Source organism: Shewanella algidipiscicola (assembly GCF_003605125.1).
Taxonomy (GTDB): domain Bacteria; phylum Pseudomonadota; class Gammaproteobacteria; order Enterobacterales; family Shewanellaceae; genus Shewanella; species Shewanella algidipiscicola.
Genome location: NZ_QPQT01000001.1, coordinates 336001 through 361750 on the forward strand (window position 1 = coordinate 336001; position 25750 = coordinate 361750).

15 protein-coding genes are annotated in these 25750 nt (G+C 46.2%); 9 read left to right on the plus strand and 6 right to left on the minus strand.

What is annotated here, in order from left to right:
* Positions 1 to 63 precede the first annotated feature (63 nt).
* The 4 genes from DVO77_RS01450 to sdhC are packed head-to-tail and all read right to left on the minus strand — an operon-like array spanning position 64 to position 3264.
* A complete protein-coding gene (locus DVO77_RS01450) occupies positions 64 to 771 on the minus strand; it encodes a succinate dehydrogenase iron-sulfur subunit (RefSeq protein WP_110458166.1) in 708 nt (235 codons plus the stop codon).
* Positions 772 to 781: 10 nt separating this feature from the next.
* Positions 782 to 2548, minus strand: a complete 1767-nt coding sequence (gene sdhA, locus DVO77_RS01455; protein ID WP_119977003.1) for a succinate dehydrogenase flavoprotein subunit — start codon at positions 2546 to 2548, stop codon at positions 782 to 784.
* Positions 2549 to 2896, minus strand: coding sequence for a succinate dehydrogenase, hydrophobic membrane anchor protein (gene sdhD, locus DVO77_RS01460; protein ID WP_110458168.1), 348 nt, complete (start codon positions 2894 to 2896; stop codon positions 2549 to 2551).
* Positions 2890 to 3264 carry a succinate dehydrogenase cytochrome b556 subunit gene (gene sdhC, locus DVO77_RS01465; RefSeq protein ID WP_110458169.1) on the minus strand — a complete coding sequence of 125 codons (375 nt, stop codon included), beginning with the start codon at positions 3262 to 3264 and terminating at the stop codon, positions 2890 to 2892. Before sdhC ends, sdhD begins: the two co-directional genes overlap by 7 nt.
* Positions 3265 to 3699: 435 nt before the next feature.
* Here sdhC and DVO77_RS01470 point away from each other — a divergent pair, with 435 nt between their 5' ends.
* The 3 genes from DVO77_RS01470 (at position 3700) to DVO77_RS01480 (ending at position 7925) form a co-directional block, all read left to right on the plus strand.
* Entirely contained in the window at positions 3700 to 4989 is a 1290-nt protein-coding gene (locus DVO77_RS01470; protein ID WP_110458170.1) for a citrate synthase, read from the plus strand.
* A 917-nt stretch (positions 4990 to 5906) separates the two neighbouring features.
* Positions 5907 to 6812, plus strand: a complete 906-nt coding sequence (locus DVO77_RS01475) for a hypothetical protein (protein WP_119977004.1) — start codon at positions 5907 to 5909, stop codon at positions 6810 to 6812.
* Positions 6813 to 6947: 135 nt separating this feature from the next.
* Complete coding sequence (locus DVO77_RS01480; protein WP_119977005.1) at positions 6948 to 7925, plus strand: transposase; 978 nt, start codon at positions 6948 to 6950, stop codon at positions 7923 to 7925.
* A 250-nt stretch (positions 7926 to 8175) separates the two neighbouring features.
* Here DVO77_RS01480 and DVO77_RS01485 read toward each other — a convergent pair whose 3' ends face one another.
* A complete protein-coding gene (locus DVO77_RS01485) occupies positions 8176 to 8583 on the minus strand; it encodes an OsmC family protein (RefSeq protein ID WP_119977006.1) in 408 nt (135 codons plus the stop codon).
* Between the two features lie 1124 nt (positions 8584 to 9707).
* Here DVO77_RS01485 and DVO77_RS01490 point away from each other — a divergent pair.
* The 6 genes from DVO77_RS01490 to DVO77_RS01515 all read left to right on the plus strand — a co-directional run bounded on the left by DVO77_RS01490 (position 9708) and on the right by DVO77_RS01515 (position 22255).
* Positions 9708 to 10778: an efflux RND transporter periplasmic adaptor subunit gene (locus DVO77_RS01490; RefSeq protein ID WP_119977007.1), complete on the plus strand. Its 1071-nt coding sequence runs from the start codon at positions 9708 to 9710 to the stop codon at positions 10776 to 10778.
* 14 nt (positions 10779 to 10792) lie between these two features.
* Complete coding sequence (locus DVO77_RS01495) at positions 10793 to 14053, plus strand: efflux RND transporter permease subunit (protein ID WP_119977008.1); 3261 nt, start codon at positions 10793 to 10795, stop codon at positions 14051 to 14053.
* Entirely contained in the window at positions 14050 to 17115 is a 3066-nt protein-coding gene (locus DVO77_RS01500) for an efflux RND transporter permease subunit (RefSeq protein ID WP_119977009.1), read from the plus strand. Before DVO77_RS01495 ends, DVO77_RS01500 begins: the two co-directional genes overlap by 4 nt.
* Before the next feature lie 175 nt (positions 17116 to 17290).
* Positions 17291 to 18658, plus strand: a complete 1368-nt coding sequence (locus DVO77_RS01505; protein WP_220741442.1) for a sigma-54 dependent transcriptional regulator — start codon at positions 17291 to 17293, stop codon at positions 18656 to 18658.
* A 39-nt stretch (positions 18659 to 18697) separates the two neighbouring features.
* Positions 18698 to 19483 (plus strand): DsbA family protein, encoded by a 786-nt coding sequence (locus DVO77_RS01510; RefSeq protein ID WP_110456649.1) that lies wholly within the window; start codon positions 18698 to 18700, stop codon positions 19481 to 19483.
* Between the two features lie 486 nt (positions 19484 to 19969).
* Positions 19970 to 22255, plus strand: coding sequence for a hypothetical protein (locus tag DVO77_RS01515; RefSeq protein ID WP_211328744.1), 2286 nt, complete (start codon positions 19970 to 19972; stop codon positions 22253 to 22255).
* 71 nt (positions 22256 to 22326) lie between these two features.
* Here DVO77_RS01515 and DVO77_RS01520 read toward each other — a convergent pair whose 3' ends face one another.
* On the minus strand, positions 22327 to 25401 hold the full coding sequence (locus tag DVO77_RS01520; RefSeq protein ID WP_119977010.1) for an Ig-like domain-containing protein: 3075 nt from the start codon (positions 25399 to 25401) through the stop codon (positions 22327 to 22329).
* Positions 25402 to 25750 lie beyond the last annotated feature (349 nt).

Below are 25750 nucleotides of genomic sequence, written 5' to 3' on the forward strand. Positions count from 1 at the left end.
CTCAAAGAAGAAGTGACTCTTCATGAGCTATATCATTATTAGAATCAGCTCAAGTTGTTGCATTTACACTGCTCTCTTAAGCAACATTGACTTAATGTGTCCAATGGCTTTAGTCGGATTCAATCCTTTCGGACAAACATCCACACAGTTCATGATGCCATGGCAACGGAATACGCTGTATGCATCATCAAGCTCAGACAAACGCTCTTCAGTCGCGGTATCACGGCTATCGATAAGGAATCGATAAGCATGTAATAGGCCACTTGGACCGATAAACTTGTCTGGGTTCCACCAAAACGATGGACAGGCTGTAGAACAACAAGCACACATAATACACTCGTATAGACCATCTAAGTGTGCACGTTCTTCAGGTGATTGCAGATGTTCACGCGCAGGCGCTTTTTCATCGTTAATCAAATAAGGTTTAATCTTTTCGTACTGTTTGTAGAACTGAGTCAAATCGACAATCAGATCACGTACCACAGGCATGCCTGGTAGTGGACGGATCTCAATAGTCTTACCCTTAAAGGTCGATATTGGCGTGATACACGCCAGACCGTTCTTACCGTTCATGTTGACACCATCACTACCACACACACCTTCACGGCATGAACGGCGGAACGCCAATGTTGGATCTTGCACTTTAAGTTGCATCAGTACATCAAGCACCATCATATCGGTACCGTCAGCCACTTCCAACGTGTAATCCTTCATGTAAGGCTTAGTGTCTACGTCAGGATTATAGCGATAAATAGCAATCTTTAAATTCATCTGACAGTCCTTAGTAAGTACGCTTGATTGGCGGGAACGCGGCACGAAGCTTGGGCTCCATGTTCACATCACGCTTAGTCATCTGCTCAGTCACTGGGTCAAACAGACTGTGACACAGCCAGTTTTCATCATCACGCTCAAGGTAATCTTCACGTGAATGCGCACCACGACTTTCAGTACGGTAGTTTGCTGCATAGGCTGTGGCTAACGCCGTTGCCATTAAATTGTCTAGCTCAAGACATTCGATACGTTGCGTATTGAACTCTTGTGAGTTGTCAGACAGCTTAGCATTAGCCAAACGGTCGCGAATAGCCTTAAGTTCAGCCAGACCTTCAGCCATAGCATCACCGCTACGGAATACCGAGAAATTAAGCTGCATACATAACTGCAGATCTTTACGGATTGTGGCTGGATCTTCACCGTCCTTATTGTTTTCCCAACGGTTTAGGCGCTCAAGCGACTTAGCGATATCGGCATCTGTCGCATCTTTTGGATCGGCAGTGGCGTCAAGCGCTTTTCCTAAGTGTTGACCCGCAGCACGACCAAATACCACTAAGTCGAGTAGTGAGTTACCACCTAAGCGGTTTGCACCGTGTACGGATACACAGGCAATTTCACCGACGGCAAATAAGCCAACAACATCTTGCTCACTGCCATCTTCATTCTTACGAATCACTTGACCGCTGACTTTCGCAGGTAAACCACCCATCATATAGTGACAGGTCGGTAAAACTGGGATTGGACCATCGGCGGGATCGATGTGAGCAAAGGTACGAGACAGTTCACACACACCCGGAAGACGCGCTTCTAAGGTTTCTTTACCTAAGTGGTCAAGTTTCAACAGACAGTGTGGCCCTAATGGACCATCGAGGCCACGACCTTCACGAATTTCAGTCATCATTGAACGTGCAACTACGTCACGTGATGCCAAATCTTTCGCGTTTGGTGCATAACGCTCCATGAAACGCTCACCGTCTTTGTTGAGCAGGTATCCGCCTTCACCACGGCAACCTTCGGTCACCAAAACACCGGCGCCAGCAATACCTGTTGGGTGGAACTGCCACATCTCCATGTCTTGCATCTGCACGCCAGCGCGCATCGCCATACCAATACCGTCACCAGTATTAATGTGTGCGTTAGTGGTAGAAGCGTAGATACGCCCTGCTCCACCGGTCGCGAGAATCGTGGCCTTGGCTTTGAAATAAACGATTTCACCAGTTTCGATTTCGATTGCAGTACAACCGACAATCGCGCCGTCATCATTCTTGACTAGATCCAGTGCATACCACTCAGAGAACACTTCAGTCTTGTGCTTAACGTTCTGCTGATAAAGACAGTGTAATAATGCATGACCTGTACGGTCGGCTGCAGCTGCGGTACGTGCCGCTTGCTCACCACCAAAGTTCTTCGACTGGCCACCAAACGGACGCTGGTAAATCTTACCATTGTCAAAACGTGAGAATGGTAAACCCATCTGCTCGAGTTCGATAATGGCTTCAGGACCGGTTTTACACATAAATTCAATCGCTTCTTGGTCACCGATAAAATCGGAACCTTTCACGGTATCGTACATGTGTTGTTCCCAGTGATCTTCATGGGCGTTACCCAGCGCTACGGTAATACCACCTTGCGCTGACACGGTATGAGAACGCGTTGGAAACACTTTAGATAACAGCGCGCAGCTTTTACCTTCTTTAGAAATCTGTAGTGCAGCGCGCATACCAGCGCCACCTGCGCCAATAACAACTGCATCAAATTCACGAACTGGAATACTCACTTAAACACCCCACACAATAACAATGCCAGCAGCCAAATAAGAGAAGGCAGCCACGACGAAGACGAATTGGAGTACACCACGCAAACTGACGCATTTCACGTAGTCTGTCAGCACCTGCCAAATACCAATCCATGAGTGGATTAATAAGGCAACCAGCGCCAGTAATGTAAACACTTTCATCGGCAGAGTGCTAAATAGACCATGCCAGACGTCATAAGTGAGAGGAGAACTAGCGGCGATAAATCCTACTAAAAAGATAGTGTAACAAGTAAGGATAACTGCACTAGCACGAATAAGAATAAAATCATGAACGCCACTGCGCCCAAGACTTGCTGCATTTGTTACCATACCCAAATCCCCGCAATGATTGACAGTGCCGCGGCAATAACGAAGGCGGCTTTCGCTGAAGCGTTACCTGAGTCTAACTCTTCCCAACGTCCAGTATCCATGATGAGGTGGCGTACGCCAACCACAAGATGATAACCCAGCGCGGTTAGAATTCCCCAGACGACAAACTTAACGAATAAGTTATCAAACAGAGATTGTATGCCAGCGAAACTCTCAGCAGATGCGAGTGATTCACTCAACATCCAGATAAGAATGCCTACGGCAAACAGCATGATAACACCGGATACACGGTGTAGGATTGACGCAATCGCTGTTGCAGGAAAGCGAATGGTCTGCAGATCTAGATGGACAGGTCTTTGCTTTTTCACGTTCTGCTCACTTCTGCTCCATTGAGCATTATTTTTGTTATCGAACCCCTTTCGAACGAAATTTGATCAGCAAGCAAACTTACTACCTCGTCTCGCCACAAAAGAAAAGTTTAAACAAACTGTTAACTAATTCAAAAACCACTAAATTAAGCTTGTGAAAAATGGTTTATGAATTGGTTTGTTTGTAGCTCTTTCGAGCCGAGGCAAGTATACGCCGCCGAAATGTCAAATACAAACATCACATTATGCAAATTTTGTTTTTTTGGTAAAAAAATCTGCCAAGTTCCTGTATTGATAAGGGCTTCAGCCAATTTAAGACCATGGTCTAACGAATTTAAACGCTTATTTAAATTGAAATGTGATCTAGATTCACTGTAAAGTATTGGCGTTTGACAAAGCCGCACTCACATAAGAATGAAGTAAGGAGAACGGGGTATGGCTGATAATATAGCCAAATTGGAACTACCAGGGAACGATTCGATTGACCTGCCTATCAAAAAAGGAACAGCAGGATTTGATGTTATCGACATCAGCAAACTAGGTAGCAAAGGTCACTTTACATTTGACCCAGGATTTTTAGCGACAGCATCCTGCGAATCAGCTATCACTTATATTGATGGCGCCCAAGGTATACTTTTACACCGTGGTTACGCAATCGACGAATTAGCCGTCGAATCAGACTATTTAGATCTTTGTTATCTATTGCTTTACGGTGAGTTACCCACTAAGGCCCAATACGATAAGTTTGTCTACACGGTAAAGACTCATACTATGGTTAACGAGCAACTGGCTTCGTTTTTCCGTGGTTTCCGCCGTGACGCCCACCCAATGGCCATGCTATGTGGTGTGACGGGCGCATTATCTGCGTTTTACCAAGACTCTTTAGACGTAAACGATGAACATCACCGCGAAATCGCCGCGTTCCGTTTAGTGTCTAAAATGCCAACGATTGCAGCCATGTGCTACAAATACTCAATTGGCCAACCCTTTATCTATCCACGCAACGACCTAAGTTACGCGGGTAATTTCCTAAGCATGATGTTTGCTGTACCGTGCGAAGAATATAAGGTAAATCCAATTGTTGAACGCGCGATGGATCGTATCTTTATCCTTCACGCCGATCACGAACAAAACGCATCAACCTCTACTGTTCGTTTAGCGGGCTCTTCTGGAGCTAACCCATTTGCGTGTATCGCAGCGGGTATCGCCTCACTTTGGGGTCCGGCTCACGGCGGCGCCAATGAAGCCTGTTTAAACATGCTTGAAGAGATTGGCACAGTTGATCGTATCCCTGAGTTTATTGCACGCGCTAAGGATAAAGACGATCCTTTCCGCCTAATGGGCTTTGGTCACCGCGTTTACAAGAACTTCGACCCACGCGCTAAAGTGATGCGTGAAACCTGTCATGAAGTGCTTGCCGAACTTAAAGTAAACGATCCGCTACTTGATGTGGCGATGGAGCTTGAACGCATTGCACTTGAAGATGAGTACTTTGTGTCTAAGAAGCTGTATCCGAATGTCGATTTCTATTCGGGCATCATCATGAAAGCCATCGGCATCCCGACCAGTATGTTTACCGTGCTATTTGCACTGGCACGTACTGTTGGCTGGATTGCCCACTGGAAAGAGATGCTAGATCAGCCTGGTCACAAGATCAGTCGTCCACGTCAGCTATACACAGGCTCACCTGAGCGTAGCTTTGTCGATTTGGACAAACGCGGCTAATCAATACAATTTTTGCTAAACGTTAAAAGGCACTCATTGAGTGCCTTTTTTATTCGCAGCTATCTAATGGTAGTGTTAACCCTCATGCTCATGGCAACCAATTGCTTGCAGCATGCTTACGTACTGGTGCTTCTTCGGCACCGCTGGCGCTCTTTTTTGAAAAGAATCATCCCTCGGTGCTCTGCGATTTCACTCCTGAAATCGAAGATCACAGCCGCATCTACGCCGACTTATCACTCTCTTCGATTTAGCCGTAATTGGTATCCACAGAACCGTTAAAAGCAAAATTATTTTTGGACAAAAGTATCTTAGCCTTCGAATGAAGGTTGAGGCATTTTTTCTTCGGCTTAGCGGGAGCTTGGCAAGTGTGTTTAAAATCGAACCTTCATTGTAGTTAATAGCCTGCGGCGGTGATGTATATGGATATACGAATGTCGTGATCACATGGATGTGACGGAACGACCTTATGTGCAGATACTGCTTCGGGGCGCTTTGCGTCGTCCATGGCCGCTTAACGAAAACGTCCCTGTTTTCGATACCCTCAGCCGCATCTACACCAGGTTATTCTGTCTCTTCGATTTAGCTTCACTTGGTGCGAGTTGTGAGTTAAAAGCTAACGTGGTTATGCCCTTTGTGAGTTACAGGCGATAAGCAGTACAGAACAGTGACGAGACTATTGACCTACTATTACTAATCTATAAGTGACAATCACTGATTACTTTCGATTCAACACCAATGCCAATGCTCACTTTGCAGATTTTCATGCTCGTTTATCCAACGTTGTTCTGATAGAGTGCTTATAAATCAATAGCTTTAATTTAGTAAACTTTAAATAATAGATTTATTAAATGTGCATGCGCGTTTTGCCAAATATGTGCGCATGCGCACTAATAAAATGTTAGTTTAATAGGTGGAATATGGCGAAGTATGAATTAGATATTGTTGGCAATGCAATGGATAGCTTGCATGAATCACTCGACAAATATGCACAAGGACAAGCTGGTGATGTAAGAGCGCATAAGTTTGCGATACTTAATTTTTGTCATTTTATGGAATTGATCCTTAAACATTATATCTCGACAGTGAATGAGAACTTAATCTATTCCAATGTTTTTAAGGTTGTATCTAAACGAGCTAAGGCCGACAATATATCACTGATCGAAGCTTACGAAGCATTAGAGGAAGAGGACTTCGATTTTTCTTCGCCAATTAAAGGACATAGTAATCCCCACACTATTCTAGTTGAAAATGCTCTAGCGTATGTGGAGTCAGACAAAGCATACTTCGACTCAGATTTAGCTGATGAAATTCGAGCGATGAAAAACCTTAGAAATGATATTGAGCACCATAAATTTTCTATGAATACCAAGGGTATACGACTTGCACTTGGTCGCTTAACTCGAGGTTTTGATGAGTTTACTGATGTGTTCGATATCATTGGGCTAGAAGAGGTTATTGATGAAAAGCAGCTTGGCGTATTTAAAACGTTAGCTGATGAATATGAGCATGAATTGCAAGAAGCCCGTGTTGACGTAAGGGAAGCTCATGAATCAGCATTCAGAGGTGTGCGTCCTAAGCATATGTACGATGTTCATTGGGAGTCTTATGATTGTCCTGAGTGTGGACATGATAGCCTAATGATCCCTAACGATGATTCATCTAGTGGCTATCGCTGCACTTTCTGCGGGAATGAAGAATCTGAAGACATTGAGGTGGAGTGCGAGATATGTGGTTCATCTTGGCCAAATGGTGAAATGTCTAGCTGGGTCGATACATACGTTTATACATGTCCTGACTGTAATGACTTTGACAGTAAGTGGTAAATTAAACTAATCGGGTAGCCGGAGGCATCTAACCTCCAGCCCCCACACCGGAAAAATAATAGCCACCCATAGTTAATGTGCATCAGAAACGACCTTCTACTAAGCTTTGAGGAAGCATTAGACAAGGAGGTTGTTATGCCACGCCCTCGCCGTACCCAAATTAGTCTTGAAGACACACCCTATTATCATTGTTGTAGCCGTGTAGTGAGGCGCGCCTTTTTATGTGGTGATGATGCCTATTCTGGGAAAAATTATGATCATCGCCGCAGTTGGATAGAATCGCTGTTGTTTGAGCTTACAGCGGCTTTTGCCATTGATGTGGCAGCATTTGCCGTAATGTCGAATCACCTTCATGTGGTGCTACGTATTGATATCAAGACCGCAAATCGCTGGACTGACCGAAAAGTGCTTGAACAATGGCATAAGCTGTTTAATGGCGATGATTTAACTCGTAAGTTCACAAAAGGTGAGTTAGTTGAACCCCATGAAGTGATTAAACTCAAGCATGCTATCGCGATTTATCGAAGTCGATTATGTGATATTTCGTGGTTTATGCGCTGTTTGAATGAACCGATAGCAAGGCAAGCGAATCAAGAAGATGGCTGCTCGGGTCGATTCTGGGAAGGACGCTTTAAATCCCAAGCTTTGTTAGATGAAGCCGCGGTTTTAGCATGCATGGCCTACGTTGATTTGAACCCCATTCGAGCCAAGATGGCCGCGACACCAGAGCGCTCAGACCATACCAGTGTTCAGCTACGCATTCAGGCTGCCTTAAAAGGTGAGCAACCCAAAAAGCTACTCCCTTTTATCGGCAATGAACGCGACAACCAACCGAATGGTATTGCTTTCTCGTTAACAGACTACCTCGAACTGGTTGATGATACTGGACGTATTATTCGTGACGATAAACGTGGCGCCATCAACGAAAACAGTGCCAACGTCCTGAGAAGATTGAATATTCCCCATGAAAATTGGGTTAAGCTCATTAGCGAATTTGGTCAATTGTTTCATGGCCCAGTGGGCACATTACAAGCACTCACCCATTACTGTGAACACCTAGAGAAGCGGCGACGGCGCTTTGCAACGAGCTGCCAGCATTTCAAAATAGACTGATATTAACGCTTTAATGCAAACAAAACCTGTTGTTCTTCTGGTGCAATTGGTTGGTTTAGTGCAGCTGAAATACGTCATTTTCAAGTCAGCAGGCTTCATTTCGTCATACATCGATATTCCGGCAATATTGTATCGACCTAGAATGGCCAAATCACATCACGGCGATTGAACATGAACCTAAAGCGTATTATGTTATTGTTTTATAATGGGTGGCTTGTTTTATAGCTGTTTTATACGCCATAGTCTCTTGTTAAGTGCAATTTTTGCCCACTTCCGCTGAATAAGTGATATCGATCGTAGGGCTCAACATAAGACAAACATGACAATGCTTTTCCACCGCTTCTTGAGCTGCTCGCAAAATGTCAGACTCCTTAAAACCACCGCCATTTACTGTAAAGTGCAGGTTTACCGATTTATATAAACGAGGTTCTGATTCTGTTAGGGCGAAAGTAACCGTATTTTCTAACCCCTTAACTTCAAAACCTTGCTCTTGCAGTAACAAGACGACATCCGTAGCACTGCATGAACCTAAAGCCGACAATAAAACTTCCGTTGGACAAGGGGCTTTCTCACTTGTCGCGTCAACATTAAACGTAAAGCCGTTTTCAGTTGACATTTTAAAACGACAATCACCATCCCACTTTATGTTGATACTCATACTTCCCTACTTTTTGATGTCACTATTAGCTGATTGCACTTAACGTCTTAATATTTATGCGTTGCGCTGTCTGCAAGGCATAAATCGCTTGTTGGACTTGGCCGCTGCCACATCCATGTATTTGGTATGCATTATGCTATAGGAGTTTGCTTTTCTGTGGTAGTCGTTTTTTTGAGCTTAGGTAAGGTAATTAATTGGTCTTATTTATGATTTTCATGTTTGATTAGCGCCTCTTCACGGCAAATACTCGTGATTAACCGTACGTTTTAGGCCATTCATGCCACTAAGGCCGCAGGCCTTTGCCTCACTGATATTCATAGCAAGGTCTTACTGAATCTACGGATACTTATCGAGCACTTAATCTGTGTTTTTCACTTTTTTCTTTCGCAACCCACACCAGATAAAGTTAAATCGAAGAGACGATGAGTAAAGGTGTAAGCGCGGTTTTGGCCTTCGAAATCATGGCCAAAAATGTTCCCTACATTTTTTGACATTCCCTCCGTCCTTGGAGGTCAGATGATTTCGCAGAGCCCACAGGGATGTGCTCGCAACGATATCCCTATCTAAAAGCCAGTTCGACAATCCCTGTCTCTCGTTCGTGGGCTCGAAGCTACGCTTCACTCACCGAGCCAAAAGCGCGCTTACACATACAGCCTGCTGCAAGCAATTAACCCCCATTGAAGGTTCGACCTTCACCACTTTCAATAAATACAAATGCAGCCAGCAGCGTACCCAAGTAGATGTCATCGTTCTTCATTTCAAAACCAGCACACTTTGGGGCAAAACTGGTTAGCTTTTAACTCACAACTCGCACCAGATGAAGTTGGATCGAAGAAACGAAATAACGAAATAACCTAATGTAGGTGCGCCAGTGTAGGTGGCGCCTTCAAACACGCTTGAGCAATATAATGCGCCCCATAGGTGCGGCCAATGCCGGTATCACCATCGAGTTCACTCCGGTTGTTAAAAACCGCAACATTTAAACTTTTACGCTACATCTTTCATGCAACTCACCAACAAACCGAATCATTACCAAGCTAACCTATTGTATATAAAGCTATAAAATTTCTGGCATATTAAATGCTTATAACCGCTAATAAAATCACATAAATAGGTTTAACAACATGGAAGCACACAATAATAAGATCATCATCCTACCTATCCTACTTGCGGCATTATCATTATTAAGTGCTTGCAGCCCTGCCCCCGAGGAAAAAGAGGAGGTTAAATATGCCATTCCCGTTGAAACCACGACTGTCGTTCAAGGAGATGTGTCCTCCTTCTATAGCACGACTGGTACACTAGAAGCCCCGCTTGAAGCAAGGGTGGTGTCCCGTATTGCAGGGCTTATCGAAACCATTAAAGTGGAAGAAGGCGATCGCGTCACTAAAGGACAATTACTAGCGGTCATAGACGCTAAACGTCAACGCTATGATTTAGCCCGCTCTCAAGCCGAGGTTGAGATCATCGAGCAAGAACTCAACCGGCTCAACAAAATGACCGATAAAGCCTTTATCAGCGCCGATACGATGGCAAAACTTGAATATAACCTGCAAGCGGCCAGCGCAAAACGTGACCTAGCTGCATTGCAAGTAGAGGAGAGTCTGGTGCGTTCGCCTATCGACGGGGTCATCGCCACCCGCTTTGTTAAGCAAGGCAATATGGCTAAAGAGTTTGATGAGCTCTTCTACGTGGTCAACCAAGATGAATTATATGCCATAGTGCACCTGCCTGAAGTGCAGCTCGATCGCCTGCGTCTGGGGCAAGACGCACAACTGTTTGCCAGTCAGCAAGCCGATAACGGCATTGTCGCCCAAGTGCTGCGGATCAGCCCCATTGTCGATGCCCAAAGTGGCACCTTTAAGGTGACTCTGTCGGTGCCCAACCAACAGGCCCAATTAAAAGCCGGCATGTTTACCCGGGTTGAACTCAGATACGACACGCACACCAATGTGATCACTGTGCCTTACAGCGCAGTGATCAATCAAGATAACCAGTATGCGCTTTATGTGATTGAAGGAGACAATGCCACTCGTCGCCAAGTCAGCCTCGGGTATCGTGAAGCCGACACAGTCGAAGTGATCTCGGGGATCAAACCAGGTGAGCAAATTGTGGTTCGAGGTCAGCAAAACCTGAAAGATCAATCGTTAGTTGATGTCATAAGTGCACTCGATGTTGCCCGTGCGCAGCAATAACAGGAGTTGAGCTTATGTCAATAATTACTACATCAGTCAAGCGTCCTGTCTCGGTATGGATGTTCATGTTGGCGGTTTTGCTATTTGGTATGGTGGGCTTTTCTCGCCTTGCGGTAAAACTGCTGCCAGACTTGAGTTACCCTACCATCACTATTCGCACGCAATATATCGGCGCTGCGCCCGTTGAAGTTGAGCAGTTAGTCTCTAAACCCATCGAAGAGGCCGCTGGCATTGTCAAAGGGCTGCGTAAAATCAGCTCAATTTCACGCTCTGGTATGTCAGATGTGGTGCTTGAGTTTGAATGGGGCACCGACATGGATATGGCCAGTCTCGATGTGCGTGAAAAACTCGACACTATCGCATTGCCACTCGATGTGAATAAACCCCTATTACTACGCTTTAACCCTAACCTCGACCCTATTGTACGTCTAGCCTTATCGCAACCAGAGGCTACGCCCATTGAACTCAAACAACTGCGCACCTTTGCCGAAGAGGAGCTTAAACGCCAGCTTGAGGCATTAAGTGGCGTCGCGGCGGTTAGGCTATCAGGCGGCCTAGAGCAAGAGGTTCATATTCAATTAAACCAACAAAAGTTAAACCAACTTAATCTTAACGCCGACACCATACGTGAGCGCATAGCCTCTGAAAACATTAACTTATCTGCTGGTAAGGTGGTACAAGGCGAGAAAGAATATCTGGTACGCACCCTAAATCAATTTGACTCCTTGCAAGATCTCGGGCAGATCATCATCTACCGTGATAACAGCACATTGGTGCGACTGTCAGATATCGCCGACATTATCGACAGCCACAAAGAGCGCAGTGACATCACCCGCATCGGCTCGCAAGAATCTATCGAGCTGGCTATCTATAAAGAAGGTGATGCCAATACGGTCGCGGTAGCGCGCAACATCAAAGCTGAACTGGAAAAGCTCAATAAGCTCAGCGAAAAAACTCAGCTGCAAGTCATTTACGATCAATCTGAATTTATCGAAAGCGCGGTCAGTGAAGTCACCATGGCTGCACTACTGGGCAGCCTATTGTCTATGTTAGTGATCTATCTGTTTTTACGCGATATTCTGCCCACATTGATAATCTCCATCTCTATTCCCTTCTCGGTTATCGCCACCTTTAACATGATGTATTTTGCCGACATCAGCCTCAATATCATGTCGCTTGGTGGTATTGCCTTGGCGGTAGGCTTACTGGTTGATAACGCGATTGTGGTACTAGAGAACATCGACCGTTGTAAAAAGCTTGGCATGAGTAAACTCGACGCGGCCGTCACTGGCACCAAAGAGGTCGCAGGCGCCATTTTTGCCTCGACCCTAACCACCTTGGCAGTATTTGTGCCCTTGGTTTTTGTCGACGGGGTCGCTGGGGCGCTGTTTTCAGATCAGGCATTAACTGTCACTTTTGCCCTGCTCGCCTCATTATTGGTGGCATTAACCACCATCCCTATGCTTGCTTCGCGTAAGGGCTTTAGCGCCCTGCCACAACTATTACCCCAGGCTAAAAAGCCGCTGCCAGACACTAAGATGGCGAAAGCAAAACATTACACTACCACTGTATTTTCGCTGCCATTTGTACTGCTATTTAGCTATTTACCCTCGCTAATATTGACCTTAGGCTTAATGCTCACTCGGGTACTTGCGTGGTTAGTCGGCCTTATTATGCGCCCCATCAGTCAGTTATTTAATCGCGGTTATCAGTTATTAGAGCAGGCGTATCATGGTTTGCTCCCCTTTGCGCTCAAGCAGAGCAGGCTTACCGTCGTTATTGCCATGGTCATGACTGCGGGCACCATGAGTTTAGTGCCTCGTTTAGGCATGGAACTTATTCCGGTGATGGATCAAGGCGAATTCTACCTAGAGATCGAGTTACCCCCAGGGACACAGGTGAGCGAAACCGACAAGGTGCTGCAAACCCTCGCCTTGGCGATTAAAGACCGCAGTGATGTTAAGCACGCTTATAGTCAAGCCGGTAGCGGTGGCTTAATGACATCCGACACCTCTCGCGGCGGCGAAAACTGGGGCCGATTACAGGTGGTTTTAGCCGATCACCATGCCTTTATTGCAGTCAGTCAAGCGCTCAGAAGCGCCGCCATGCGCATTCCAGCGCTCAACGCTACTATCGAGCACCCTCAATTGTTTAGCTTTAAAACACCGCTGGAAATCGAAGTGATTGGCTACGATTTAGCCCAGTTAAAACACACGGCCGATAACCTAGTTAATACCCTATCTGAGTCAGCGCGTTTTGCCGACCTCAACACCAGCCTACGCGATGGCCAACCCGAGCTGAGTATTCGCTTCGATCATGCACGGCTTGCCGCCTTAGGGATGGATGCCCCAACGGTTGCTAACCGCATCGCCCAGCGCATTGGCGGCACTATCGCCAGCCAATACACAGTGCGAGATCGTAAAATTGATATCTTGGTGCGCAGCCATATTGAAGAGCGTAACCAGATAAGCGATATCGATTCGATGATAATCAACCCCAACAGCGCCCAGCCCATTCCACTGAGCGCTGTGGCAGAGGTGTCACTAAACTTAGGACCGTCAGCGATTAATCGCATCAGTCAGCAACGTGTAGCCATTGTTTCGGCAAACTTGGCTTTTGGTGACTTAAGTGAGGCGGTAGCTGAAGCCAAGGTACTCATACGCCAGCAAACCATACCAAGCACCATACAGATCCGCTTTGGCGGCCAAAATGAAGAGATGGAACACTCATTCATGTCACTGCAAATCGCCTTAGTGCTGGCCATATTTTTGGTCTACCTAGTGATGGCCAGTCAATTTGAATCCCTTATCCATCCGCTACTTATCTTAATTGCCGTGCCCATGGCTGTCGGCGGCAGTATATTGGGCTTATACATTACACAAACCCACTTAAGCGTGGTGGTGTTTATTGGCCTAATCATGCTGGCCGGCATAGTAGTCAACAACGCCATCGTCTTGGTGGATAGAATTAATCAACTGCGCCAGCAAGGCATAGAAAAAGCGCAGGCGATAGAACAAGCGGCCAAATCCCGTTTGCGCCCTATTATCATGACCACCATGACCACCGCGCTGGGGCTTGCTCCGATGGCATTAGGGCTGGGTGATGGTAGTGAAGTGCGTGCGCCTATGGCGATAACCGTCATCTTTGGTTTGAGCCTTGCCACCCTATTAACCTTGGTGGTGATCCCAGCCCTTTACTCACTCTTTGACCGTAAGCAGTTTCAGCTAGAACCTGAGCCTGCATCAGCTGCGCCAGCCATGGGAGAGGCACAATGAATATCACCCGCTTAGCGATTGCGCGTCCCGTGACCACCAGCATGTTTTTTGTCGCCATTTTACTGTTTGGCCTTGCCTCCAGCCGACTGTTACCGCTAGAGATGTTTCCCGGTATCGATATTCCTCAGGTATTGATAGAGGTGCCTTATAAGGGCTCAACTCCCTCCGAAGTAGAGCGCGAAATCACCAATATTTTAGAGCAATCATTGGCGACCATGGGCGGGATTGAGGAGTTAAGATCGCGCTCATCACAAAATGGCGCCGAAATTGAACTGCGGATGAAATGGGGCGAGAACGTCGCCACGAAAAGCCTAGAAGCCCGAGAAAAGGTCGATGCCGTGCGCCACCTGTTGCCCCAAGATGTTGAGCGGGTGTTTATCAGGCAGTTTTCCACCGCCGATATGCCACTGCTGACGGTGCGGATCTCAAGCGACCGTGCATTATCTGGCGCCTTTGACCTGCTCGATAAGCAGTTAAAAAGGCCCTTGGAGCGGGTCGAGGGGGTATCGCAAGTGACCCTGTATGGCGTGGAGCAAAAACAGATAGAGATAAGGCTCGATGCCGATAAGCTCACAGCCAGCAACCTATCCCTTGACACATTACAAGCGCGGCTGCGCCAAGCGAACTTTATTGTCAGCGCTGGCACAATACGCGCCAATGATAAGGTGTATCAGGTTTCGCCTAAAGGCGAGTTTCGTGGCTTAGATGAGATCCAGGCCTTAGTCTTAGCGCCGGGCATCACCTTAGGCGATATTGCCAGCGTGCGTTACGCCCTGCCCGAACGGCTCGATGGCCGCCATCTGGACCAAAATTATGCCGTAGGATTAGATGTGTTTAAGGAGTCGGGAGCCAACTTAGTCGATGTCTCTGAGCGCGTACTCAAGGTAATTGACGCGGCCAAACAAGATCCCCAATTTCAAGGGATCAAGCTGTTTATCATGGAAGATCAAGCTTATGGGGTAAAGTCGTCATTGTCAGATCTGCTGCTGGCCGGCTTAATGGGCGCCCTGCTCTCCTTTGCTGTGCTGTACCTGTTTCTGCGGGATCTCAAAATGACCTTGGTGGTGGTCTCCTCGGTGCCTATCTCACTGTGTATGACGTTAGCCGGCATGTACTTTTTAGGTTACAGCTTAAATATTTTATCCATGATGGGCTTACTGCTGGCCGTCGGCATGCTGATTGATAATGCCGTGGTCGTGACAGAAAGCGTATTACAGGAAAAACAACACGCCAATAACACCAGTGCAGAACAAGCGGTACAAAATGGCGTGAACAAGGTGGCTTTAGCGGTGCTGGCTGGCACGCTCACCACCGCCATTGTATTTTTACCCAATATTTTTGGGGTCAAAGTGCAGTTGACCATCTTCCTTGAACATGTGGCCGTGGCCATTTGTATCTCATTGGCCGCATCACTGCTGGTCGCGAAAACCTTAATCCCCTTGATGCTTAGTAAACTGCACTTCAAGGTAAATAGCACGCCAACATCCAGCACATTACAAGCCTATTATGAGCAAAGCCTTGACTGGATCTTACGCCGGCCAAAACGTGCTGGCGTCTTTGCGCTGCTTATATTGGCTTCCACCACACTGCCCCTGAGCCAAGTGAAACAAGATCAATCTGACGGTGAAGGCAATAATCGCCTTTATATTAATTATCAAGTCGATGGGCGTCATAGTTTAGCCGTCACCGAAGCGATGATAAACCGTATGGAGGACTATCTCTACGCCAACAAAGAGGCGTTTTATATCGATTCAGTTTACAGCTACTACGCGGCCGATCGCGGTCAATCCACGTTATTACTGCAAGAAGATATGGATATCGATATCAAGGCACTTAAACGCCAAATTCGTGATGGCTTTCCTAAGTTCTCGATCGCTACGCCGCAATTTGGCTGGGGCGATGAAAATAGCGGCATACGTGTCACCTTAACAGGCCGCTCAACATCAGATTTAATCAAGATCAGCGAACAAGTGGTCCCCTTATTAAGCAACATCAAAGGGCTAACGGATGTCCATTCTGAGCTTAATGGCACTCAGCAAGAGGTTGTGATCCAGCTTAACCGTACTTTAGCGGCGAGGCTCGGGCTAAGCTTGACTGAGCTGGCGCAAAACGTATCTCTCGCACTGCGCGGCGTGCCTCTGCGCTCATTTCGACACGATCCCAACGGTGAGCTGCGTATCGAACTTGCCTATGAAAAGCAGTGGCAAACCTCACTTGAAAAACTCAAGCAATTGCCCATAGTACGTATCGACAATCGCGTTTATCCGCTGCAAAGCCTTGCCGACATCAGCATTAAGCCGCGCTTCGATACAATCCGCCATTACGGGCGACTCACGGCATTATCAATTGGCGCTAATCTTGACGACATCACCACTGAAGAGGCGCAGCAAGCCATCTTAGATGTGATGCAGGCGGTGTCATTCCCTCCTGGATACGGTTACTCACTGCGCGGCGGATTTGAGCGCCAAGATGAAGACCAAGCAATTATGGCCACCAACATGATATTGGCGGTGGCGATGATCTACATAGTCATGGCGGCGCTGTTTGAGTCCTTGCTGCTGCCCACAGCCATTATCACCTCGATCTTGTTTTCCATCACTGGCGTGTTTTGGGCACTGCTAATAACCGATACGCCTATGGATATTATGTCTATGATTGGCATATTGATTTTAATGGGGATCGTGGTCAATAACGGCATCGTTTTGGTGGATCAAATTAATCAGCAAACACCGCAATTATCACAGCTGCCTGACACCATACACAAGGTGTGTATTACCCGTCTTCGTCCTGTGTTGATGACGGTGGCAACGACTGTACTCGGTTTAATCCCCTTGGCGATGGGTGACACCCAACTCGGTGGCGGTGGCCCTGCTTACGCGCCGATGGCCATTGCCATCATAGGCGGCTTAAGTTTTTCCACCATCACTAGCCTCTATCTGGTGCCGCTGTGTTATCAAGCGCTATATCGCCTGCGCCACCAAGCCGGCATCAAACTCATTACGGCACAGCAGCGCGCACAGCGTTTGACTCCTTGGTGTAAAACGGATGCAGATCTTAAATGATTTATATCCCCTGAATCACCTTAATTAACCAAGCTAACATGCCGCCGTCTCCATTTTATGTGATCTGTTATAGAATGCTGACGGTCGGGAAGTGACTTGCACTATGGAGAAGGTTTCCTAGACTTAATGATATCTATCACTCTGCACCATCACCAAATTCCATATAGGAATTATTGTGACTCATATAAGCAAAAATATCACCGAAGGCAATCGTACACTTTTGGTGTTAAACCTTACGAATAAAGACCACTTTTGTGACAAGCCCTTGAGCGATAATCAATGGCATATCATGCATGCCAACTCGCTTGAGTGCGCCTTTAAATTACTTCAAGAACACGCCTGTTATGTCGCAATAGCGCTCATTTCGACAGCCTCTGTCATTAAAGTGACCCATGCTATTGAACGACTTCAAAGCCAGTTTGAGCAACTATTATGGGTAGCCCTGTGTACCGATGATAAATGCATCACCAACCGACTCACATTTTGTTTAACTGATTTCTTCATTGATTATCACCATTTTCCCATCGACTGGGAAAAGTTGCAGCACACATTAGGTCATGCCTACGGGGTTGCGATAATGAACACGCGCCATCAGCACTGCACTGCGGATAAGTCATTGAACTTGCTGCTTGGCGATTCAGCCGCCATCTGCAACTTAAAAGCACAAATAACCAAAATTGCCGCTGCGGACGAACCCATACTGTTGAGTGGTGAAACTGGCACGGGTAAAGGCTTGTGTGCCAATTTAATTCACAACCTCTCTCGACGTCACCTTGGCCCTTTCGTCGTTGTTAACTGTGGTGCCCTACCCGCAAGCTTGATCCACTCCGAACTATTCGGTCATGAAAAGGGGGCGTTTACTGGTGCCGATAAGCAATATATTGGCCGCATTGAACGAGCCAATAGCGGCACTCTCTTCTTAGATGAAATCGGCGACTTATCGTTAGATTTACAAATTAATTTATTACACTTCCTAGAAGATCATTATATTGAGCGCCTCGGGGGTAACAAGAAAATTGACATTGATTGCCGCATCATTTTTGCCAGTCATATTAATTTAGAAACCGCCGTCGATGAAGGGCGTTTCAGAGAGGATTTATATTATAGAATCAATATTCTTCATATTGAGATCCCCAGCCTCAGAGATCATTGCGAAGATATTAATCTATTGTCTAATGCCTATTTACAAAAATTCTCACCACCGAGAACCCATTACTGCCTCACCAATAAAGCACGCCAAGTGATGGAGCAATATGAATGGCCTGGTAATGTGCGCGAATTAAAAAATCGTATCCATCGCGCGGTGATCATGGCCAGTAGTGAACACCTAAGCGAAATCGATCTGGGCCTAACATCGAGTAAATGCCCAACAACCAATCAAGATGTTATCGATCTAGCTCAGCATCGTACCGATATCGATACCGAGTTATTGCTCGATGCCATTAAACGCAACAATCACAATATTTCAGCGGCAGCGCGAGAACTCAATATTTCCCGCACAACTTTTTATCGGCTCATCAAAAAGTGCAAGATAAAACTCTGACGCTCAACTACAACATCCGTCAGACTGAGGAGTCTTACTATGTTTAAACCATCACTGAAAGTCATTCCCCTCGTGCTGAGCACTCTGCTGCTTGTCGCCTGTCAAAAAGAGACCCCGCCTCAACCAGATGAGCTCACCATGCTTAAGCAAGAGCTAGGGCAACTCAAACAGGATATTCGCATGATGGCAAGTAAAGTGAACGATATTCACCGTGTTGCCATGGCATCGACCACGCCTCAATATAAAACCTTGCCGACTCAAGATAATATTGATGACAATGGTCAGCTACCAACACTGGGCGATGATGATGCAAAAATGGCGATTATTGAATTTTCAGACTACCAATGTCCTTACTGCAAACGTTATATTGATCAAACATTTCCCCTCCTAAAAACTCAATATATCGACACCGGAAAGCTGAAATATATCGCACGTGATTTTCCGCTAAATTTTCATCCTAAAGCCAAAGGAGCCGCGATGACCGCCAACTGTAGTTTGCAACAAAATGCCTATTGGCCGATGCGTGACTTGCTGTTTAATAACATCCGATCGCTAGGTGACAAACTCTATCAAGACAGTGCCAGCGAATTATCGCTCGACATTAAACAATTTACCGAGTGTCTATCGGCACCGGGCACGTTAACGAAAATAGAGCAAGATGTCGCCTACGGCTCATCATTAGGCATTCGTGGCACACCCAGTTTCTTAGTCGGTAATATAGAGAATAACCGCATCATCAATCCTAAATTAATTGTGGGAGCACAAAACTATCAGACCTTTAATACGATTATTGAAGCGCTACAGTCACCAAGCAGTGACCAGTGAAGAAATTAATCCTTATCATAAAAGCCCCCAAAATGCAGCCCCGACACCATCTGCAACCCAGGCGGCCATCGGTCAGGCGCTGTTACAATCGTTGTTAACTAAAGCGAACAGCTAGACCCGCTACCATTCAATAAAAACCACTATATAACAAAAGCGTACATACCATCCTGTCACATCCTCTTCTCGCTAGCCTCTTAGTGTTACTGAAAAGTAACACTTTCATCGAACCTCATCGTCCCCAAAAGAATAAAGCAGCTAATTATCAAAAGCTTACCTTATGGCCTGATGCTTGCTTTAGATAAAGCACTGCGTTGTTCAGCCAAGCACTTAGGCTCTGTCGCTGCGCTGGCACGATAAAGTGTGCCCAAGATAGCAGTCACGAATATCAACGCTATGCATCAACACGATAGCCGGTATATGGCTCATGAAACGCATTAAGTAAGCACGCTCGTTTTATCCATATTCACTGATATGAAGGTAAATATTATGAAACGTTTTAAATGTAATCGACTTATCAAGGCGCTCGGTATCTGCTTAGTCAGCAGCACCATCTTATATGGCGCTGACCACACAGCTGCCAACGCATCCTTTTTTCCACAACAGATGAATGCGGCCTGTATGGCCGAACAAGCTGGATTTGGGCTCAATTGTACTGCTAACGACGTTAGGGTCAGTAAAGTGGATAACATCACTAATATTGATAACCCTGGCGAAGCTGTACAATGTGTGCTCGGTGAAGAAGTCACCTTCCTTGCCGATGTCACCATTACCACAACGGCCAATGAAAGGTATGACTATTCCGTTTATCTTCCAGAAGGTAATTGGAGCGCACAAGATAGCAACCCAAATAACGAATGTTCTATCTTACTGGGTCGTACCGATGGTCCCGGCGTTGACCTTGAGGAAGGGTTAGATAGCTGCGCCGATATCAGTAAGGCACGTGGCTTCTCGCCCACTCACTTATATGAACAGGAGGAGATCACCCTATTTTGTCGTGATGACGATAACTCAGGCAAAGCCGAGTTTAATTATTGTGCCGCTTGGCATAATAAAACGGGCGCCGATTGTAGTGAAAATGATCCAGCCGCACCTGGTACACCTTCTAAGTGTCGCTGTGATGCATTCGATATTGATGTCTTTATTCGCCCCAATCCTCCTCAAGTGATAAAAACCCTTGTCGGTACCAATACCCATACCGAACCGGGCGGCCTCTATACCTTTACGGTTAATTTCACTAATCCAAATGCACAAACATCCATTTTTATCACCTCGCTCAGCGATGAAATAGATACTGCTGCCGATGGCAGTTATGAAACCTCTATCGATTTATGGGGAGCAACTGTGCCAGTCGGCGCAGCTGATGGTATTTATCTCACAAACACTAACTGTGCGCAGCCCGCCGATATCGGTAATGGCCCCGGTGAGGTCTTACCCAGTGCATCCTACAGCTGTCAATTCAGTGTACATATCGTTGATTCTGATCTACCCGACGATCAACAACCAGAATTGTATAATGACTTAGTCAAACTGGCCTTAATTGACCGTAATGGCGATCCAGTTGTTGATGGTAATTCTTGCGCAGCCGTCAGTGGTATCGATGGCGAACACTGTAGTGAAACGCGGCAGGTTAACGTAACTAACTTACCACCAAGCATCACGGTCTTGAAAACAGCGAGCCCAGATCAAGTACCAGAGTCGGGCGGCAATGTCACTTATACCGTGGATGTCACTAATACCTCTGATGCTTGGGATTCTCCATTATTGCTTAGCTCACTAATGGATAATAAATTTGGTAATTTAGATGGCCAAGGTGACTGTGCTATTAACGGCTATATCGCACAAGGCGGCACTTATAGTTGTAGCTTTAGTCAATTTATCAGTGGCAGCCAAGCGGGCTCACACACCAATATTGTGACCGCTAAAGCTCTCGACAATGAAAATGATCAAGCCAGCAATGCGGATTCAGAAACCGTGGTCATTAACGATGTTCCTTCGATGATCGATCTCCAGAAAACCGCAGATCCTATCGAAGTACTCGAAACGGGTGACGATCCGAGTGTCTCACGTTCGGTTGACTACACTTTCCTATTCAGTGTGGATGCGGCCGGTGTCGATACTGTGACCTTTAGCAGTTTAACCGATGACATGTTTGGTAATATTACCGCTGAATGTATGGTTGATACCGTTGATGGTGCGCCTATTACACCTACGCCACTCGATGGCTTTATGCTCGACCCTAACCATAATGCAAGTTGTACCATTGCGAAATCGCTCACCGGTAATGCAAGCGATGTGCATGTCAATGTAGCAACAATTAATGGTGTCGATGACGATGGTCAAGCCGTATCAGATTTCGACGATGCGACAGTGACCTTCTTACCAAGCCAACCAGCTACCGATATGAAGTTCGCTGCCAGTCTACTCGTGGTATTAGAGCTACATAATGCGGGCATTGAAAATGTGAACCTAACATTGATGACCGTCGGTGGGGCTAACGTATTTACAGAAGATGATACGGCCAGCTTCATGTTAATCAATGACGGCGGAATGCACGACAGCATAAGCTACCCAGCTTGCAATGAGGGGCAAGAGCTGACTTATAATGGTTCGCCCAATGATACCTATAGTTGTGCCTTTACTATCGAGTTAAAACCAGGATTAGAAAATACCGATCCGATTACTTTCCTCGATGACGTTATCGTCAGTGTTGCTGATGATGAAGGTAATGTTTCAACCAATGATGTGGCTATTGAAGTGAACACTATCGAATAACCCTGCCATTACCTACAATGACTGAAGTAGCCGAGGCCTTGCCTCGTGCTACTTCTGCTATCAGGGCATCTCTATTTTTTACCCTGACCTTTATTTCCACCATTACCACCCGAACTGCTTAATGAAAGTATCACTCTAGCCGTTGCCGTGGTGTCACCATCAGAAATGGTATAGCTAAAGCTATCGCTACTCTTAAAACTCTTTGCTGGTACATAGCGAACTTGGCCAGCGGAGGTTATCTCAACACTCCCTTTAGCCCCTTGAGTCACAGAGACTATTACCAGTTCATTTTCTGCGTCACTATCATTGGCCAACACATCGATAAGCACCGCATTTTTCGATGTCATGCTGACCTTATCATCGACAGCGATGGGGGCCGAATTCGCTACTGGCTTGACGGTATACTGGGTGCTATAACTTGCAACGTAACGACCGTCTTGGCTATTACTCGCAGTCAGTAACACCTCATAAGCGCCTGACTCACTGTTAAGATCTGAGGTCACTACAATATTAGCTTGGCTGGTTTGTCCCGGGGCTAAAAGTAACTGGTTCTGACTACTGTGCCACCCTGATGACAATTGGGCTGACAGGTCAAACGAACTACTGTCGCAAGCTTCGGTATCTTTATTGGTCACGCTAATGCCATAGCTTACCTGTGTCCCTGCTACGACCTCGGTGTCATTAGCACTGATCAGCGTCAGGATAGGGGCTGCACGCTCACATACCGCCACTGGAGAAGCTACCGTATAGGTCGCGCTGTCTGTCACACGATAAAGCGGTTCATCGACATGTTGGGCGCTAATGTCAAAATCATAAATACCGGCACTCGCCTCTGGCAGTGAAGTAACATAGATACTCACATCGCGCTGCTCACCGGGCGACAAACTGATCCTCTGATGATTGGCGGTCCACCCCGTTGGAACATTGGCCGCTATCTCATAATCACTTGCGCTACACGCATTATTGTCTCGATTGATAAGCGTCCCCCGATACACGACTTGAGTTCCTGCCATTAATGGTTCACTACTATCGAGCGTTAAGCTAAAACTCGGCGCGGCTAACACACAGGCCAATTCTGGCTCTTCAACCACATAACTTACCTTAGATACCTGACTATATTGAGTGTTAGCGACATTTGTGGCACTAATAGCAATATCATAAAATCCTTCACTTGCTGATGTTGCAGAAGTCACACTGACAGAAGTTGCAGCGCTTTCACCTGGCGCGAGATACAAGCTTTGATCTTGCGATAACCAACCGCTAGGTACATTGGCACTAATAGCAAAGCTGGCATCGCCACAGCCGACACTATCATTATTTGTGATATTCACTCGATAATCGACCTTACTACCGGCCTCAACCCATGGACTTTCATTGGGGGTGATACTGAGGCTCGGAGCCGATTGAATACAACTTTGCCCAGCGTAACTCACGTTAACTGACACACCGCTTTTATCCGCCCATTCCGTAGTGATCGTCACTCCGGCAGCCGCATCGGTATAACTTTGCCCCACGATTAAGGCAGCATCATCGAGATCCCTCAATCCACTTTTAGGTGTCATGTCCAGCAACAAGCTACTTTCAATATCCTCATCGCTTTGATTCAAATGCAGTAGCACACCTTGCGTCACAGCTTTACCGGCGAGGAAACTATCAAAACCCGTACCTTGACGATATTCTAAGTAATACCATAAGGGCTCACCTGTTTGCGCGTCGCTGCCACGGCGAACTTTGAGCCCCTTTGCTTGACCGTCGAGCGCACTGCCATAAGGCGATAATAGATAATTGCCATCATCATCGGCACTGATTACATCGCCCTGCTCCGGCGTTAACCACCCTAAACGTTCTTTGTTAAATAGGTTAAAGTGTCCCTCAGATTTGCCCATGATATCCAGCGTGTCACCATAAGTGATCGCGACACAAGCATCGCTCAGATAACCATCGCCACAACTAAGCTCCTTAGCATGCTTTAAGCCCAAGTTGTGCCCTAGCTCATGGCCGATAGTGAGCAGGTTCAATTCGCCATTAATCCAAGCACGAGAAGGATTCCCCCCAAGTGTACCTTGACCTCGCCAACCGCAACTGCTGTTTTGAGGAAGCAGATAGACCAAACGTTGATATTGACTTAAATCAATACCATCATCAGTAGCCAATTGTTGCGCATAACGGTCCATGCCAAAGTAGTCACAATTGGTGTCTAGCGGTAAGGTGTAATACCCCCTCACATCACCGCTAAGCCATGTCTGACCATAAGAGGCTTCTTGGTAATAATCATTGACTCGACCAAATACCATCTGTTGAACATCTTCTTTGCTCCAGGGCTGTAAATTAGGGCTATCTTGAAAATTCAACATCAGCACCAGTACTTTCTGCTCACCCAAGGTGTTATTGACGCTCGTACTTTTGCTGAGGGGCTCGTCGGTATTACTGACGTCCTCTGTGGCTGCCAGTGTAAAAATACTCTCTTGACTATCATCTAACACTAACGTGCCGAGTTGATCTGACTCTGACTCTGACTCTGACTCTGACTCTGACTGATGATTAAATAACCAGCCATCTGCTTTAACAGTCATACCCGATTGTAATTGCGTAGTATCAATGCTCTGCGGCAGGTGTAATTGAATACGCCCTGTTTTGGTCATTAATTCGTAGCGTAGACGGTGTGAAGCACTATCAGTATAATCCTGATATACGATGAATAACTGCCCCTGCAATTGCTTTTTTTGCGCTAACAGGCTTAATACGTCATCTGGCATCGCCGCTCGTTTACTCATAGGTACAGTGCTACGTACCGCAGCCATGGGATCCAACTTTAGTAACGCTTGCTGTGCTAATTGACGCTGCGCGGCCAATGCTTTAATTGAGTTGAGTGTGCGACGTTTTTCTACTTTTGAGTCGCGACCATAGTGATCCATCAAACGGGTTAACTTAAGGGTCTGTTGCTCAACTTGCCGCTGATGTAAGAAGCGTTGTGCATTACCGACAGTGACATCTATATTATCGTTATCGGCTTCACGAGGAACCGCCATGGCCACATCGATAACCAATGTAGACGTTAAGAGCAGTAGAGACAGGGTTAATGCCAGATTTCGGCGACATGACACAGCAAACAATGTATGCATCATGGTCAAAGTAGTGATATTCAATTACATTCCCTAAAAACAAAATAAAACTAATCCAACACCGAAAATAAACGGGGCAGATGAGTTAAATGGTGAGATCGAGTTTACTCACACCATCATAGGGGCAACCCTTGATATATACTGGCGTTGAGAGCAAAACAGCCGGCATACTAGCAAAGCGAGTGGTGATATTTCAACCAAATAAAGATGTTTTTTTGAACTAACAAATATACTTTTTATGAATTAGTATCGGAATCAAAGTCAAAGAAAAAAATAAAATAATCTGTTGTCACGAAATAGCCATACGATAGGCAAAGCCCGGTGGCAACAATAACAAAACAACCTGCTATAGGTGATAACCAAAAATACGTTA